The sequence below is a fragment of the Intestinibacillus sp. Marseille-P6563 genome, assembly GCF_900604335.1.
Taxonomy (GTDB): domain Bacteria; phylum Bacillota; class Clostridia; order Oscillospirales; family Butyricicoccaceae; genus Butyricicoccus_B.
The window spans coordinates 1,230,603-1,245,674 of sequence record NZ_UWOD01000001.1 but is presented as its reverse complement, the minus strand read 5'-3'; the positions used below and the strand labels follow the sequence as shown (position 1 = coordinate 1,245,674).

At 58.8% G+C, this 15,072-nt stretch carries 17 protein-coding genes; 11 read left to right on the top strand and 6 right to left on the bottom strand.

The genetic code is table 11. The features are described 5' to 3' along the window. Positions 1-41 precede the first annotated feature (41 nt). Entirely contained in the window at positions 42-395 is a 354-nt protein-coding gene (locus EFB11_RS06535) for a P-II family nitrogen regulator (RefSeq protein ID WP_164706643.1), read from the bottom strand. Between the two features lie 265 nt (positions 396-660). On the opposite strand from EFB11_RS06535, the gene EFB11_RS06530 reads away from it, so the two are divergent. The 7 genes from EFB11_RS06530 (at position 661) to EFB11_RS06500 (ending at position 6,334) form a co-directional block, all read left to right on the top strand. After that, positions 661-984 carry a (2Fe-2S)-binding protein gene (locus tag EFB11_RS06530; RefSeq protein WP_122789463.1) on the top strand — a complete coding sequence of 108 codons (324 nt, stop codon included), beginning with the start codon at positions 661-663 and terminating at the stop codon, positions 982-984. Beyond that, positions 981-2,102 carry an NAD(P)/FAD-dependent oxidoreductase gene (locus tag EFB11_RS06525; RefSeq protein WP_122789462.1) on the top strand — a complete coding sequence of 374 codons (1,122 nt, stop codon included), beginning with the start codon at positions 981-983 and terminating at the stop codon, positions 2,100-2,102. Before EFB11_RS06530 ends, EFB11_RS06525 begins: the two co-directional genes overlap by 4 nt. Next, the gene (locus tag EFB11_RS06520) at positions 2,099-2,617 is read left to right on the top strand and encodes a 4Fe-4S binding protein (protein WP_122789461.1); all 519 of its coding nucleotides are present in this window, start codon (positions 2,099-2,101) and stop codon (positions 2,615-2,617) included. Before EFB11_RS06525 ends, EFB11_RS06520 begins: the two co-directional genes overlap by 4 nt. After that, complete coding sequence (locus EFB11_RS06515; protein ID WP_122789460.1) at positions 2,614-2,889, top strand: (2Fe-2S)-binding protein; 276 nt, start codon at positions 2,614-2,616, stop codon at positions 2,887-2,889. Before EFB11_RS06520 ends, EFB11_RS06515 begins: the two co-directional genes overlap by 4 nt. Then, a complete protein-coding gene (locus EFB11_RS06510; protein ID WP_122789459.1) occupies positions 2,882-4,042 on the top strand; it encodes an NAD(P)/FAD-dependent oxidoreductase in 1,161 nt (386 codons plus the stop codon). The genes EFB11_RS06515 and EFB11_RS06510 overlap by 8 nt, the downstream gene beginning before the upstream one ends. Before the next feature lie 175 nt (positions 4,043-4,217). Next, complete coding sequence (locus EFB11_RS06505) at positions 4,218-5,639, top strand: TRAP transporter large permease subunit (RefSeq protein WP_122789458.1); 1,422 nt, start codon at positions 4,218-4,220, stop codon at positions 5,637-5,639. Positions 5,640-5,647: 8 nt separating this feature from the next. Next, positions 5,648-6,334 carry an aspartate/glutamate racemase family protein gene (locus EFB11_RS06500; RefSeq protein WP_122789457.1) on the top strand — a complete coding sequence of 229 codons (687 nt, stop codon included), beginning with the start codon at positions 5,648-5,650 and terminating at the stop codon, positions 6,332-6,334. Between the two features lie 45 nt (positions 6,335-6,379). Here EFB11_RS06500 and EFB11_RS06495 read toward each other — a convergent pair whose 3' ends face one another. Continuing rightward, entirely contained in the window at positions 6,380-7,054 is a 675-nt protein-coding gene (locus EFB11_RS06495; protein ID WP_122789456.1) for a uracil-DNA glycosylase, read from the bottom strand. 159 nt (positions 7,055-7,213) lie between these two features. On the opposite strand from EFB11_RS06495, the gene EFB11_RS06490 reads away from it, so the two are divergent. From EFB11_RS06490 to EFB11_RS06475, 4 genes are all read left to right on the top strand, one after another. Then, entirely contained in the window at positions 7,214-7,582 is a 369-nt protein-coding gene (locus EFB11_RS06490; RefSeq protein ID WP_122789455.1) for a GntR family transcriptional regulator, read from the top strand. Further along, on the top strand, positions 7,579-8,478 hold the full coding sequence (locus tag EFB11_RS06485; protein WP_122789454.1) for an ABC transporter ATP-binding protein: 900 nt from the start codon (positions 7,579-7,581) through the stop codon (positions 8,476-8,478). Before EFB11_RS06490 ends, EFB11_RS06485 begins: the two co-directional genes overlap by 4 nt. Beyond that, positions 8,453-10,591: a DUF6449 domain-containing protein gene (locus tag EFB11_RS06480; protein WP_122789453.1), complete on the top strand. Its 2,139-nt coding sequence runs from the start codon at positions 8,453-8,455 to the stop codon at positions 10,589-10,591. The genes EFB11_RS06485 and EFB11_RS06480 overlap by 26 nt, the downstream gene beginning before the upstream one ends. A 412-nt stretch (positions 10,592-11,003) precedes the next feature. Beyond that, positions 11,004-11,930 carry a polysaccharide deacetylase family protein gene (locus EFB11_RS06475; protein ID WP_164706642.1) on the top strand — a complete coding sequence of 309 codons (927 nt, stop codon included), beginning with the start codon at positions 11,004-11,006 and terminating at the stop codon, positions 11,928-11,930. Positions 11,931-11,973: 43 nt separating this feature from the next. Here the strand turns inward: EFB11_RS06475 and EFB11_RS06470 are convergent, their stop codons facing one another. The 4 genes from EFB11_RS06470 to EFB11_RS06455 are packed head-to-tail and all read right to left on the bottom strand — an operon-like array spanning position 11,974 to position 15,061. After that, on the bottom strand, positions 11,974-12,633 hold the full coding sequence (locus EFB11_RS06470; RefSeq protein ID WP_243115169.1) for an MgtC/SapB family protein: 660 nt from the start codon (positions 12,631-12,633) through the stop codon (positions 11,974-11,976). A gap of 5 nt (positions 12,634-12,638) precedes the next feature. Continuing rightward, a complete protein-coding gene (locus tag EFB11_RS06465) occupies positions 12,639-13,610 on the bottom strand; it encodes a CehA/McbA family metallohydrolase (RefSeq protein WP_122789451.1) in 972 nt (323 codons plus the stop codon). Next, a complete protein-coding gene (locus EFB11_RS06460; protein ID WP_122789450.1) occupies positions 13,591-14,067 on the bottom strand; it encodes a hypothetical protein in 477 nt (158 codons plus the stop codon). The genes EFB11_RS06465 and EFB11_RS06460 overlap by 20 nt, the downstream gene beginning before the upstream one ends. Then, complete coding sequence (locus tag EFB11_RS06455) at positions 14,054-15,061, bottom strand: ComEC/Rec2 family competence protein (RefSeq protein ID WP_164706641.1); 1,008 nt, start codon at positions 15,059-15,061, stop codon at positions 14,054-14,056. Before EFB11_RS06455 ends, EFB11_RS06460 begins: the two co-directional genes overlap by 14 nt. Positions 15,062-15,072 lie beyond the last annotated feature (11 nt).

The window sequence follows — 15,072 nt, the reverse complement described above, 5'->3', positions numbered from 1 at the left end:
AAAGGCCTGCACGAAAATACCGTGCAGGCCTTTTTGTGCGCTTACAGCGCCGCTTCTCCGCGCTCGCGCGTGCGGATGCGCACCGCATCGACCACATCATAGACAAAAATTTTGCCGTCGCCGAATTTGCCGGTGGCGGCTACGTCACAGATGGCGTCAATGAGCGGTTCGGCATCCTCATCCCGCACCACGGCGTCGATGCGGACTTTGTGCATCAGCCCAACTTCGACCTCGATGCCGGGCACGAGCGGGATGCCCGTGATGTTGGGGTCCGCCTTTTGCCTGCCGCAGCCGAGCACATCGCTGACCGCCATGCCGCCCGGTGTGCGGTCGTGCAGCACCTGTTTGACCGCATCCAGCTTTTCCTTGCGCGTGAAGATGATCAGACCTTTCATAGAAGATTCCCCCTCCGATGCGTCCTTCCTTATATTATAGGGCATGACCGGCAGCGGCGAAAGTCCCTTTTGCGTTTTCCATAAAAAATATGCTGCAAGCCGGAAGGCTGGAAAAAGGCGGTTTTGGTAAAAAATTTGTGTCGAAGTTCTGGTCAGAAGGGCACAGACATGCTAAAATAATAAAAGCCCTGTCGAGCCGGCGGGGATGAGGAATGTCGGGGGCGTTTTCCGCCCCTGATTCGATATATAAAGGAGAGATACGCAAATGCGAGTCACTCAGCATCCAATTTTGGATGAACTGGATACATCAAAAACCGTGACCATCTATTTTGACGGCAAGCCGGTGGAAGCGCTGGAGGGCGAACCGATCGCCGCAGCGCTCATCCATGCCGGCATCCGGTCCTTCCGCACCACGGCCAAGCGGCATGAGCCGCGCGGCATTTTCTGTGCCATCGGCCGGTGCACCGACTGCATGATGATCGTCGATGGGGTACCGAACACACGCACCTGTGTGACCCCGGTGCGCGACGGCATGCAGGTGCGCACCCAGCACGGCCTGGGCACCTTTGACGGGGAGGACGGCAAATGAAACAGATCGTAACCGATGTGGCGGTGGTCGGCGCCGGGTCGGCCGGGCTTTCGGCCGCCTATCAGGCCGCAAGCGCGGGCGCCAAAGTGCTGGTGCTCGACGAAAACCATCGCCCGGGCGGACAGCTTTTCAAACAGATTCATAAATTCTTCGGCTCGCGCGCCCATCAGGCGGGCACGCGCGGCTATATCATCGGCCGGGAACTGCTCGCGCGCACGCAGGAGAGCGGCGCCGAGGTCTGGCTGGACAGCTTGGTCTATGGTATGCAGAAGGACAAGTCCCTGGGTGTTATCCATGAGGGCAAGCCGTGTGTCGTCAAGGCGCAGAAGGTCATCATCGCCGCAGGCGCCAAGGAAAATTATATGGCCTTTCCGGGCTCGACCCTGCCGGGCGTCATGGGCGCCGGCGCGGCGCAGACCATGGTCAATGTCAACCGTGTGCTGCCCGGCGAGCGTATTTTGATGCTCGGTTCGGGCAATGTGGGCCTCATTGTATCCTATCAGCTCATGCAGGCCGGGGCCGAAGTGGTCGCGCTGGTCGAAGGCGCGCCCAAGATTGGCGGCTATGGCGTGCATGCGGGCAAGATCCGCCGCGCAGGGGTCCCGATTTATACGGCGCATACGATTAAGCGCGCCTTTGGCGACGGCAAGGTCGAGGGCGTGGAGATCGTAGAGGTCGGACCGGGCTTTGTCCCGATTCCGGGCACTGAAAGGACCTTCCAGGTGGATACCATCTGTCTGGCGGTCGGCCTCAACCCCATGACCGAACTGGTGTGGATGAGCGGCTGTAAATTCTGCTTTATCCCGGCCTTTGGCGGGCATGTGCCGCTGCATGACAGCAATATGGAGACTACGGTGCCGGGCCTGTATGTCGCGGGCGATGTGACCGGCGTGGAAGAAGCCTCCTCGGCGATGGAGGAAGGTAATCTGGCCGGTGTGGCGGTCGCCGAATCGCTGGGGCTGCTCAGTCCGGTGGAGGCCGCCGATAAAAAGGCCGAGATCATGCACCGATTGGATACGCTGCGTTCCGGCATGTTTGGCGAACGCCGCCGCCTGTCCAAGGGGCAGCAACTGCAATATATGGCCGATTACCGGTCCCAAAAGGAGGCGCTGAAATGAAAGGCGTAGTCTATACCGGTGTGCCGTCCAAAGACGAACTGGCCGCCTGTCCGGGTGTGCCGAGCGAAGCGCGCATGCGGCGCGGCCGGGTGGCCTGCATCGAATGTGTGCAGGAGATTCCCTGCAACCCCTGCGAGGGCATCTGCCCGGTGGGGGCCATCACGGTCGGCGAACAGATCACCAATTTGCCCCATTTGCAGGAGCAGAAATGCACGGGCTGCGGCCTGTGCGTGGCAGGCTGTCCGGGGCTTGCCATTACGCTGGTCGATAAGTCGGTGTCGGACGCCGAGGCGGACATCGATTTTCCGTTTGAATATCTGCCTTTGCCGAACGTCGGCGACACGGTGGATGCCGTCAGCCGCGCAGGCGAGGTCATTTGCAAGGGCCGCGTCATGCGGGTGAACAAGCCGGCCGCGTATGCGGGTACGGCGGTCATCCGGCTGCGGGTGCCGATGGAATATGCCGATGAGGTGCGCAGTATGAAGCGCCTGAAAAAGGAGGAAACGCGGGGATGAAGGAAGAAGAAGTACTGATCTGCCGCTGTCAGGAAGTAACTGAGCAGGAGATTTTGGACGCCATCCGCGACGGCGCGACCACGGTCGATGGCGTCAAGCGGCGCACCCGTGCGTGCATGGGCCTGTGCCAGGGCAAGACCTGCGGACGGCTGGTGCAGCGCATCGTCGCGCAGGAGACCGGCAAGGACCCGGCGGAAGTTCTGCCGCAGAAGAGCCGGATGCCGGTGCGCCCGGTCAAGATCAGCGTATTCGGAGGGGACAGCGATGCGTGACGCAGATGTGATCGTGATTGGCGGCGGCATCATCGGCTGTTCGGTCGCCTGGCAGCTTTCCAAGCTGGGCAAAAGTGTGCTGGTGCTCGAGCGCAAGGATGTGGCGTCCGGTTCGGCGGGCGCGACCGACGGCGTGGTCGGTTACCACACCAAAAAACCGGGCAAGCAGATGGATTTGGCCGTGCAGTCGATTGCCATGTTCCGCAACCTGGGGCGTGACTTGGGCGAGGAGATCGAATATGGCTTCCAGGCGGGCGGCATGCAGCCGGTCGAAGATAAAATGCAGTGGGACATCCTGTCCGAGATCGTGGAGCAGCAGCGCAAGAGCGGGGTCGATATCCGCATGATCTCGACCGAGGAGGCGCGGCGCATTGAGCCGCAGCTCTCGCCCGATATTTACGGGGCGCTGTATTCGCCCACGGGCGGCAAGGTCAATCCCTTGAAACTGACCATGGCTTACGCCCGCGCGGCCAAGCGCCTGGGCGCACGCATCCAGACCGAAACCGAAGTGACCGGCTTTATCCGGGAAGATGGGGCGGTCAAGGGCGTGGAAACCAACAAAGGTCCCTTCCGGGCCGATGTGGTCGTGGACGCCTGCGGAGCGTGGGCGGGCAAAGTCGCTGCCCTGTTGGGGCTCGACCTGCCGATCAAGCCGCGTAAGGGCCAGCTGGCCGTGACCGAGCCGGTCGGACCGTTCATGAAGGCTACACTCCAGTGCGCGCGGTATAATGTCATCAAGTTCCGGCCCGACGCCGTGACCGATCCGGCTGTCAAGCGGCTGGGGGCATCCCTGTCCATCGAGCAGACACGCGAGGGCGGCATGATCATTGGCGGCACCCGCGAATTTGCCGATTATGAAGGCGAAAATACCTTTGAAGCCGTGGAAGTGATGCTCAAACGGGCGGCACGGTTCTTCCCGGCGCTCAAAAACGTGGCTGTCATCCGCTTTTTCTCGGGTTTCCGTCCGTTTACGCCCGACGGCATGCCGCTTTTGGGCCCTGTGCGCGGGGTACCGGGCTTTTACATGGCCGCCGGACACGAGGGCGACGGCATCGCGCTTTCGCCCATTACGGGCAAGCTGGTGGCCGAGCAGATCGTCTTTGGCGAAAGCTCGTATAATATCGATGCCTTTAGTCCCAATCGTTTTCTGTAAACCGGAAAACTTGGGCAACAATTTGGAAAAGACACGCGAAATCTCTTGAATTTTTGTGCATGTTGCGGTATACTGAAATCCAGCATGGTGCATCGTTACAAGATGGAAGAAGAAGCAAAGCGCCTGTAAAGCTGAGGCTTGCAGGCGCTTTTTTTCACAGCAAGGGGGAGAAAGAATGCTCAAAGTCGTCATTCCAATGGCCGTCCTTTTGATTATCGTCCTGTGTAAAAAAATCCCGGTGATCGGCGGCAAGATCAATGTGGCGCTGGTCGTCACCGGCGCGCTGACATTGCTGCTGGGCGGGCTGTATAACCCCGGCCAGTGGGTGGCCGCCTGGATCGATGGACTGGACCGCCTGTCGTGGATCATTGCGCTGTCCATTGCAGGCAGCCTGTTTGCCGAGATTTCCATCCGGCTGGGCACGATCGATACCATCATCGGCGCGCTGACCGCCAAATTCGGGCGGCATCCCCGGATGCTCATCATCTGCATCCTGTTTGCGCTGACGCTGGCCGGTTCGCTGCTGGGCGACGCGATCGCTGCGTCCACGGTCATCGGCATGCTGACCATCGGCATTCTGGTGTCCATGAACATGTCGTATGAAAAGATCAGCGCCATCATCGTCATGGGCGCCTGCGTGGGTTCGATCATGCCCCCGATGACCCAGGCGCTGGCGCTGGCGTCCTCGTTGGTGGGGACCCCGGCCGACCCGGTCATCAACCTGGGCTATGTGACCGTTTCCATTTCGTTTATCGTCGTGGCCATCTATTCGGCCTTTTTCCTGGTGCACAAAGACAATGTGCCGGGTGCTAACCCCGAAGTGCAGATTCGCTTTGCCGACCAGAGCGCGTCCAGCATCCTGCGCGCCAACTGGAAATCGCTCATCCCGCTGCTGTTTTTGATCGTGGTCGTGCTGCTGCGCACGGTGGAGATTCCCTATCTGTCGGTCGACCTGGGGCCGTCCATTTTGCAGAGCATCCGCTTTTTGACCTTGGAGGACGGTACGGTCCTGTCCCTGTATGACCTGTTGTCCGGCATGTCGATCGTCAATGGCCTGACCAATGGCATCGTGCTGTCCATCCTGTGCGCGATTGCGGTAGCGTTTTTCTTCCCGGTCATCAACAAGAATGCGGCCAATATCTGCAAGGAGAGCTTTTCCAAGGTCAAGATGACCGTAGTATTGCAGATTTGCTGCGCCTTCATGCTGGGTAGCTTTTATGCGGCCGGCTCGGTGGATGCGGTCTCCGAGTTTGCACAGGGCCTCAATGGCAATGTGCTCAAGATCGGCGGCGCGGCGGCCATGATTTTGCTGGGTATGCTGACCGGTTCGCAGTCGACTACGCAGAACGTCGTCTTTTCGTTCTTTGGTCCGGCGCTGGTCGCCTTTGGCGTCAATCCGACCTATGCAGCCGTAGCGGGCGCCCATCTGGCGACCGCTGGTCAGGGTCTGCCGCCGGCCGACCTGACCACCTTTGTGGTCGTCGGCATCGTAGCCAGCCAGTTCGGTAAAAAGGTCGATCCGCTCAAGTCCATGTTTTATTCCATGCCTATGTGCATCTGTATGATGCTGGTCGGCCTGTTCTTCCTGTATATTTGAGGTGAATCATGCAGCAGACCTTGGGGATTTTGATGCTGGACACCCGGTTCCCGCGGATTCCGGGTGATGTGGGAAATGAAAAGAGTTTCCCATTTCCGATTCGGAAAAAGATCGTGCGCGGGGCGAGCACCGAGCGCGTGGTGCACGAACACGACCCGGCGCTTTTGGAGCCGTTCTGCGCGGCCGCGCGCGAACTCGAGCGCGAGGGCGTAGCGGCCATTACGACAAGCTGCGGATTTCTCGCCATGTTCCAGCGCGAGTTGGCGGCTGCGGTGCGCGTGCCGGTGTTTACCTCGGCGCTGCTGCAAGTGCCGCAGGCGGCGGCCATGCTGCCGCCCGGCCAGGCGGTCGGGATTTTAACGGCCGACGCGCGCACACTGGGCGACAAGCAGTTTGCCGGTGTGGGCATCAGCGGCCTGCCGCTGGCCGTATATGGCATGGAGGGCACCGGCTTTGGCCAAGTTTTTGTGGGCAATACGCCCGAACTCGACCGCGCGGCGGCCGAGCGAGAGCTGGTCGCGGTCACGCGCCGCATGCTGGCCGAACGGCCCGACGTGGGCGCCATTGTGCTCGAATGCACCAATATGCCGCCCTATGCGCACGCGGTGCAGCAGGTGTCCGGCCTGCCGGTGTATGACATCACCACTCTGGCGCGGTTCGTCATGGACGGACTGGCACGCACAACCTTTGATTAAACAAAACAGCACCCCGGCATCCTTCGAGGATGCCGGGGTGTTTTGTTAAGGCGTATTTAAGTTCCAGTCGATCGGGGTTTCGCCGTGCGCCTGCAAAAATTCATTGCATTTGGAGAAATGGCGGCAGCCAAAGAAGCCGCCAAAGGCCGACAGCGGCGAGGGGTGCACGGTTTCGAGCACTAGGTGCTGCGGGTTTGTGATGAGCGGCTTTTTCGACCGCGCGTTGCCGCCCCACAGCAGAAAGACGATGGGGGTTTCCCGGTCGTTTAATTTGCGGATGATGCCGTCGGTGAAGCCGGTCCAGCCGATGTTCTTGTGGCTGTTGGCCTGACCACGGCGGACGGTCAGGGTGGTGTTGAGCATTAAAACGCCCTGCTTGGCCCACTTGGTCAGCGTGCCGTTTTGCGGGGGCGGATAGCCCAGGTCGCTTTCCAGCTCCTTAAAGATATTTTTCAGCGACGGCGGCGGCTCCACGCCCTCCTGCACCGAAAAACAAAGGCCGTGCGCCTGCCCCGGACCGTGATAGGGGTCCTGCCCGAGAAGGACGGCCTTGACGCTGTGATAGGGCGTATAGCGCAGGGCGTTGAAGATGTCCTCCATGGGCGGGTAGATCGTCTGCTCGGCGTATTCTTTTTTCAGCCAGTAGCGGATGCGCTTGTATGCGTCGCTTTGGAAGTCGTCTGCAAGGACGTCGTCCCAGTCGTTGCCGATGTGTACCATGGTTTCCTCCCAGTGTGTTTTCCCCATTATATCACAAATGGTCGATTGGGGGCGGAAAAAATTTCACGGCTCCCTCTTGACAGAGCAAGGGAAATCGAGTATCCTAAGTGTACTAGCAAGACTAGTACAGATAATACACGTGGAGAAAGGAGGCGCGCAATGCTCCGTATCGATTTTCGGGATGCACGGCCGATCTACGAGCAGGTCGTGGACGGGGTAGAAGAAATGGCGATGCATGGCGTTTTGCAGCCAGATGAACAATTACCCAGCGTGCGGCAGTTGGCGGTGGAACTGTCCATCAATCCGAACACGATCCAGCGCGCGTACAATGAACTGGAGAACCGAGGGGTGGTCTATTCCGTGAAAGGACGAGGAAACTTTATTGCCAGCGACTGCGCGGCGCTGCGCGAGCGCCGGCTGGAGGAGATTGCAAAGCAAATCGCTGACCTGGCGCGCAGCGCGCGGGAGCTCGGCGTGGATGACGCAACACTGCAAGCATGGCTGAGTGGGAAGGAGGAAGAAAAATGATCCGTGCCATCGATGCGACCAAGCGGTTCGAGAAGATCTGTGCGGTCGATCATGTCAATGCAGAGATTCAGACCGGTTCGGTATTTGGTCTGATCGGCTCCAATGGCGCGGGCAAATCGACGTTCCTGCGTATGTTGGCCGGCATCTTAAAGCCGGACGAAGGCCGCACGACCATTGATGACGCCGATATTTTTGAGAATGTGGACCTCAAGCAGCGCTGCTTTTACATTTCCGATGAGCAGTATTTCTTTTCGGGCATCACCCCGGAGGAGATGAAGCAGTATTATAAGACCTTGTATCCGGCCTTTGACGAGGACCGGTACAAACGCCTGATGAAAGCCTTTGACCTGGATGAGCGGCGCAAAGTGCGCACCTTCTCCAAGGGCATGAAAAAGCAGGTATCGGTTATCCTGGGCGTGTGCGCGGGCACCGATTACCTGTTCTGTGACGAAACATTCGACGGTCTGGACCCGGTGGTCCGGCAGGCGGTCAAGAGCCTGTTTGCTGAGGATGTGGCCGAGCGCGGCATGACGCCCGTCATCGCCAGCCACAACCTGCGCGAACTGGAGGACATCTGTGACCACATCGGTCTGCTGCACCGGGGCGGTATTCTGTTCTCCCGCGACCTGGACGAAATGAAGCTGGGACTGCACAAGCTGCAAGTCATCTGGCAGGGCGAAGCGCCCCAGGCGGCGCTCGAAGGGATGGAAATCCTGCATCAGGACCGCCGCGGCTCGCTGTATACGATCACGGCGCGCGGCAGCCGGGAGGACATCCAAAACCGTATCGCGGCCACGCAGCCGGTGTTCTTTGAACTGCTGCCCTTGTCGCTTGAGGAGATCTTTATCAGTGAAACGGAGGTGGTCGGTTATGACATCAAATCGCTCCTTCTTTAATGTCGGCTTGCTGCGCCAGACCCTGCGCCGCAATCTGTGGGCGACCGTCCTGTCGTTTGTCGGCTTTTTCTTCTGCCTGCCGCTTCCGATGGCGATAATTGTGCAAAATATGTCCCGGGATGAAAACAGCAAGGCGTGGGAGGCTATTTTGGAAAGTACCTCCAGTGAAGCAGCTGGAATCCTGCTGGGTACCAACCCCCTGGTCAAGATGGGCATGTGCATCATGGCGGTGCTGTGTGGCGTAGCACTGTTTAACTATCTGCACACCCGCAAGCAGGTCGATTTTTACCATGCGCTTCCGATCAAGCGGGACGCCCTGTTTGTCAACAACTATCTGGCTGGCATTTTGGCGGTGCTGCCCGCGTATCTGATCATGTATGTGCTGGCGCTGGTTCTGGCCGGCGCGGTTGGCGTGGCCGGTTATCTGACTCCGGGGCGTGTTGTACAGGCGCTGCTCCTGAATGTGCTGTTCTTCCTGCTGATTTACACCGTTTCGGTGCTGGCGACCATTTTGACCGGCAATACCGTCCTGGCGGTGCTGCTCGACGGCTGGATGCTGTTTTCCATCCCGCTGGTGGCGCTGCTCGTGCAGACGTTGTGCGAAAGCTATTTGCAGACCTGGGGCACGAGCGCAACGCTCAACTGGATCATGAAATACACGTCCCCAGTGGTGCTGTATTTCATCACGGAAAACTATGCGAGCTTCCTGAGCTGGACGGCAAGCCGGATTCCATACCATGCGCTGTGGGGCGTAGCGGCGTTGTGGACTGTGCTGACCGTACTGGCGTTCTTCCTGTTCCGGCATCGCAAGAGCGAGCGGGCCGGTACGGCCATTGCCTTTGAGGGTTTCAAACCGCCGCTCAAGTGGTATATGGTGCTGGTCATTGCGCTGATGTTCGGCATCATCTTCTGGAGCATTGGCGGCGCGTTCTGGATTTGGTTCGGCTTGCTGGCGGGCACCGTGCTGGGACACATCGTCATCGAAATGATTTATCACTTTGACCTCCGGTCGGCGTTCGCCCACTGGAAGACCATGATTGTACTGGCTGTGGCGGCGGTCGCGATCGTGGTTGGCATCCAGCGGGATGTGATGGGATATGACAAGTGGATTCCGAACGAAGATAAGATTGAGGCAGTCGGGTTCGATTTTAATCTGTATTACAGCGAGGACCAGGAGAATACACGTGTTTATAACAACGGCGATTTTGGTATCTCGCAGCCGGTACTGACCGACCCGGCGATCATCCACGCGGTGCGGAATATCGCATCGGAATGCGTTGCCGGTCTGGATACGGCGCCGCACAATGGATATGTGGAAGTGATCTATTTGATGAAAAACGGGCAGACCGCACGGCGCAGTTACACCAATGCCGGTGTAAGCAAGGAAGCTTGGGAACAGCTCCATGCGATCCGTTTTACCGAGGACTATATCCGTCACTCCAACAGCATCTTTGAGGTGAACCCCGAGGCGGAGATCGACACATTGGAGCTGAGTATTCGCACCAATGCCGATTTGTCGGAAACGATGGCGGCGCTCATTACCGATCGGGAATCGGCGATGGAGATCGTGCAGACGCTCCAGGAAGAAGCGCTGACCCTGACACAGGACATCGCAGAAAGCACCATCCCCGTGCTGCGTATGGATGTGGATTACATAACGGTGGATGACCGTGGGCTTACCTACAACAACTTGGAGTATATCCCCATTTATCCGACCTACACCAAGACCCTGGCTCTGCTGAAAGAGTACGGTGTCGAACCCAAGGCGCTGAGCGTCGAAGACCTGAGACAGATCACGGTATCCTGGTATGAAACATCGGACGATATCATGCAAGCCGAAGGCGAAGTGATAGAATACGGTACAATGACAGCTTCCGCATCGCAGGTCGTAGACAACGGCTCGGTGACGGTCACCGACCCGGCCCAGATGCAGGCGCTGCTGCAAAATGCCGTGCTGGAGCCGGTGGCGGCATCGTGCGATGTTTCGCTGGGGCTGGAATACGATGATGTCTATACGGTGCAAGCGGTCTTCAACAATTATGCTACCTGCACCTTGTACTACCGGACGGGTACATTCCCAAAGCAGGTATGCGAAATGGTGCGAAACAGCTAATTGGCAAAACGGAAAAACCTGCCCAAAAGGGCGGGTTTTTCTTTTTATCAGGCCATAAAGAGCGAATGCAGAGGATAAAATCTGGATTTTTCAGTTTAATTTCAGTTTCAAAGTCTACATTAAGAACACAGCGTGAGTAAGTTCGGATTGCCGCGCTGCGCCGCCGGTGTACAGCCGCCATCACGTACCCGGTGGACATTCATATCCCACGCCGACGGGACGCGCCGGGGAGGATCGCCCCACCGTTTCTCCACATCTTCATGTTGTCATCGTTTATTCTTCGGTGCCGTCCCGCTGGGCATTTTTTTGGAAGCGTGCAGGGAATTGTCCCGTGCGCTTTTTTTGTTGCTTCTTTGGGGAAATCGGGTATAATATAAAGCAGTAGGATTTTGTAGAAACGGAGTGAGAAGGGTTGGCATATTATCGCAGGCGGCGCGGGGGCTATGGTGGCTACCGGCGGCGCAGGAGCCCGAAAGTCATTTTGAAGATCATAGGGGTGCTGCTCATCGTGGCCGTTTGTGCTGTGGCAGCCATCCAGACCAAGCGGTTGTGGGATGCCGATGCAACCATCGCAAAATTGCAGGGAGATACCACCGGTGCACAGAATGCGTCCGCACAGACCGACGGCCAAAAGACCGGCAGCAAAGCGCTCAAATACCAGACACTTTACCCGGAGATGAAAGCCGACAGCACCGGAACTTTTGAGGAAGGCAATGCCAAGGCAGTTTACCTGACCTTTGACGACGGCCCCTCGTCCAACACCGAGGAGATTTTAGACGCGCTGGCCGAACATGACCAGAAAGCCACCTTCTTTGTGGTCGGCAAAAACATCGAAGGCCGGGAAGAAACCCTTCAGCGCATTGTGGACGAAGGCCATACCCTGGGCATCCATGGATATTCGCATGATTACGACGAGATTTACAGCTCGGTCGACGCCTTTTTGGAGGACTTCCACGAGGCATACCAGGCTGTCTATGACGCCTGCGGCGTGTATCCGACTGTGTTCCGTTTCCCGGGCGGGTCGATCAATGCGTACAACCGGGACGTCTACCAGCCGATTATTGCAGAAATGATCCGCCGCGGATTTGTTTACTACGATTGGGACGTATCCGGCGGTGATGCCACCGGAGAAGACCTTTCGGCAGAGGAAATCTGCGAGAATGTCGTTCAAGGCGTATCGGAAACCGAGCATCCGGTCGTGCTGCTGCACGACGCAGCCGATAAGGACGCCACCGCCGAAGCGGTGAGCGAGATCGTCGAGCAGCTGCTGGACATTGGATATTACTGCGACAAGCTGACCCCGAATATTCAGCCCGTCACCTTTAGTTATGACGAATAAAAAGAAAGACGGCTTCCAGTGAAATGGAAGCCGTCTTTTTGTGTTATACCGAAGTGACCTCGATGCGGGAAATGTAGGGGATGGAGGACAGGCGCGCTAAAATATCCGCGGTGTTGCGGGTGCGGCTGCGCCAGCCCAAATACAGTTCAAACCGGATGCGGATGTGGTCTTCATCGACATCGCGGCTGGAAAAATTGCTGATGTTGGCCTGTTCCAGTTCGAGTGTCTGGCAAATGCTCTGGAAGCAGTTTTCCTGCTGGCTGCAAAGAAAGGACACTTCAAACCGCGGGAATTTAAATACCCGTAGTGCCAGCATGGCAACCAAAAATCCGCCAAAGGATACTACATATTGTCCGGCGCCGACTGCCAGCCCCAGACAGGCGGCCACCCACAGCGTCGCGGCCGTGGTCAGGCCGCGCACCGAGCGGCCTTCTTTCATAATGGTACCAGCGCCTAAAAAGCCGATACCGGAAATGACCTGTGCACCCAGACGAGCCGGGTCGGAATTGGCCGTTCCGGCAAATTCTCCGACCGTCTGACTGCCTAAAAGCATAACAACAGCCGCGCCGATGGTCACCAGCATGTGGGTGCGGATACCGGCTGGATGATGAGCCCGGGCACGTTCCCAGCCGATGCCGCCGCCGATGCACATGGCAAGAAGCAGCCGGACAGCCACCTCAAACATCAGGGTTACATGCTCCATACCGGTTACCTCCTTGGATGGATAAACAGGGGATTGGTAAACGCCAGATGCTGTCCGGTCCGGCCATAATAGGTGCCGATCAGGTCAGCACGCAGCCAGCCGTCGGATAGGTCGAGCGATACCGTCTGCTGCGGCTGCATCGGTCCTTCCCAAACGATTTGGCCGTTGTGCACCAGCCGGAGCTTTTCGGGATGGATTTGAGCGCGGTCCCAGTCGTGCGGCAGCGTGTCGGCATCTACCGATAGGTCGATGGACAGCAAGCCCGGAGAAACTTCATCTCCGATGTCCCAGGGCTGGCCCGCAGCATCGGTGCCGCGCATGGTCAGCAGCGGCCCGGCAGCCAGGCAGATATGTCCGTCGCGCACGGCTTGCAGGATGGCGTCTTGCAACAGCGGCTCGTTTAAGCCGACATAGGTGTGAGCATAGGCAAAATGGTCCTCGCGGTGCCAGTCGCGGCCGCTGGTGGCCGTGATGCGGCAGCCGCGGTTTAGAAGCTGTTCCCAGAGGGCAAAGGCGCGCAGGCTCTGGATTTTGCACGGCGCGTCATCGCGCGACCAGACTTCGAGAAAGTCCACGGCCGTCCAGTCGGACACCTGGAACTCCCAATGATACCCGGTGTTGATCGGGTTGGACAGGGCAAAGGGATGAGCAATGCCGACTACGCCATGGTTCTCGTGGATGGCGGCAATCGCTTCATCGATCTGGCCCGGACGCACGCCGCGCCAATCGGTATAGCCCTGTTCGCCTAAGACCAGCATATGCCCGAAGTAGGTGGTCCATTCGATGCCGGCCACGCCGGTCAGCCCCTCCCGCGCGAGCGCGGGGGCAAATTCCGCCAGACCGGAAGCCGTATTGTGGTCGGTCAGCGCCACGGCGGTAAAGCCGCGGTCCTTGGCCGCATGCACCAGACCGGCAACAGTAAAGTCGCCGTCGCTGTGTTCGGTGTGGGTGTGCAGTTCAACCGGATACCATTTCATACGCTTCCCTCCCTTCGATGCGCAGCTTGCCATGGCAGGCGGGTGAGATGACTTCGTGCAGATGGAGCATCCCCGCCCAATGACCGGGCAGACGGTCGGGCGGCGTAAAGCCGAGCGACGCCTGGGTTTCGGTCAGGATATGCGCCTGATCGGGCGCCCAGCGGTGGGCATTGCCCAGATAGCGGCCATCCTTATCGAGCGACAGGGTGATGAGGTTCTTGACCGGCAGGAATTTTTGCGCGTCCATGGGCTGCAAGTCGCGCGGATAGCAGTCATAATAGCGGGTGAGTGCCTTTTCCACCTGCGGGCGGCAGATTTCGTCTGCGATTTCCAGCCCCGGCGAAAAAATGAAATGCAGCCGGATTTTCTGGACCGAATCCGGGCAGTCAAAGGAAAAGGGGACGTCCTGGGACGAGTCCGCGGGGGTCCAATCGTATTCCTGTTCAAACAGAACCATGGGAAGCAGCCTCCTTTGCATAATACGGGGTGCAGCGCGTCGGCTGCCCAGGCTGGCAGCACAGCGCGCAGGGCGGCTGGCCGTCTTGCAGGCCAAAGGATTCGGCCAAAAGGCCGGTCGTGTACACCTGCACCGGCCGCCCGCGTTCGGTGAGATAGGCGGCTGCCCGCGCCTGTACCTCGTCGCAGGCGCTGCGGAAGGTGCGTGCGGTATCCGCGCACATGAGAAAGACCTCGGGGTCGGAAGCATCGACCAGGCTTTGCGGCATGCCGTCGCGCTGGCCGTGGTGGGTCAGCTTGAGCAGCTGTCCCTTGGGGAAATGGGGCGCGGCGCACCGCTCGTCCCAGCCGCTGCACAGGTCGCCGGTCAGCATGGCCGTCCAGCCGTCCACTTCCAGGCTGCACGCCAGACTGCACGTGTTTTCCACCTTGTCAAAGGCGCGCATGGCATCGCGCTGAGCCGCCGGGTCCTCCATGCGGCAGAAGGCTTCGAATTGCGCGCGGCGCTGGGCGATCTGCGCTTCCTCCATGCCAAATAGGCGAATGCGGCAGCCCGGCCACAGCTCTTCAAAATCGGCGGTCGCAGCCCGTTCCCGGATGTGCGCGCCCGATAAAAGCGGACGCAGACGCTCAAGGTGCTGCAAACCGGTGGTGAACAGGCGCAGGCTCAAATCATCCGGGCATTCGGGCAGCGCAGCCTCGATGGCGCGCGCGGCGCTTTCTTGCGGCCAGCAGTTGACCCAGAATTCCCCGATGGAAAAGCGCTCGGCCACATCGACCAGACCGCTTAAATGATCATTATGCAGATGGGTGCAGAGCATCACATCGATGTGAGATACACCCTGCTGCGCCAGAAAATCGGCCAGATGGATGGTGCCGGGATGGGTATAGGCTTCATCCCCGCGGCCCGGACCGCCGTCGATGACCAGGCAATGGCCGTCATCCAGCAGGACCATGGCTTCCCCATAGCCGACATGTAAAAAGTAAAGTTGCATGAAAATCCTCC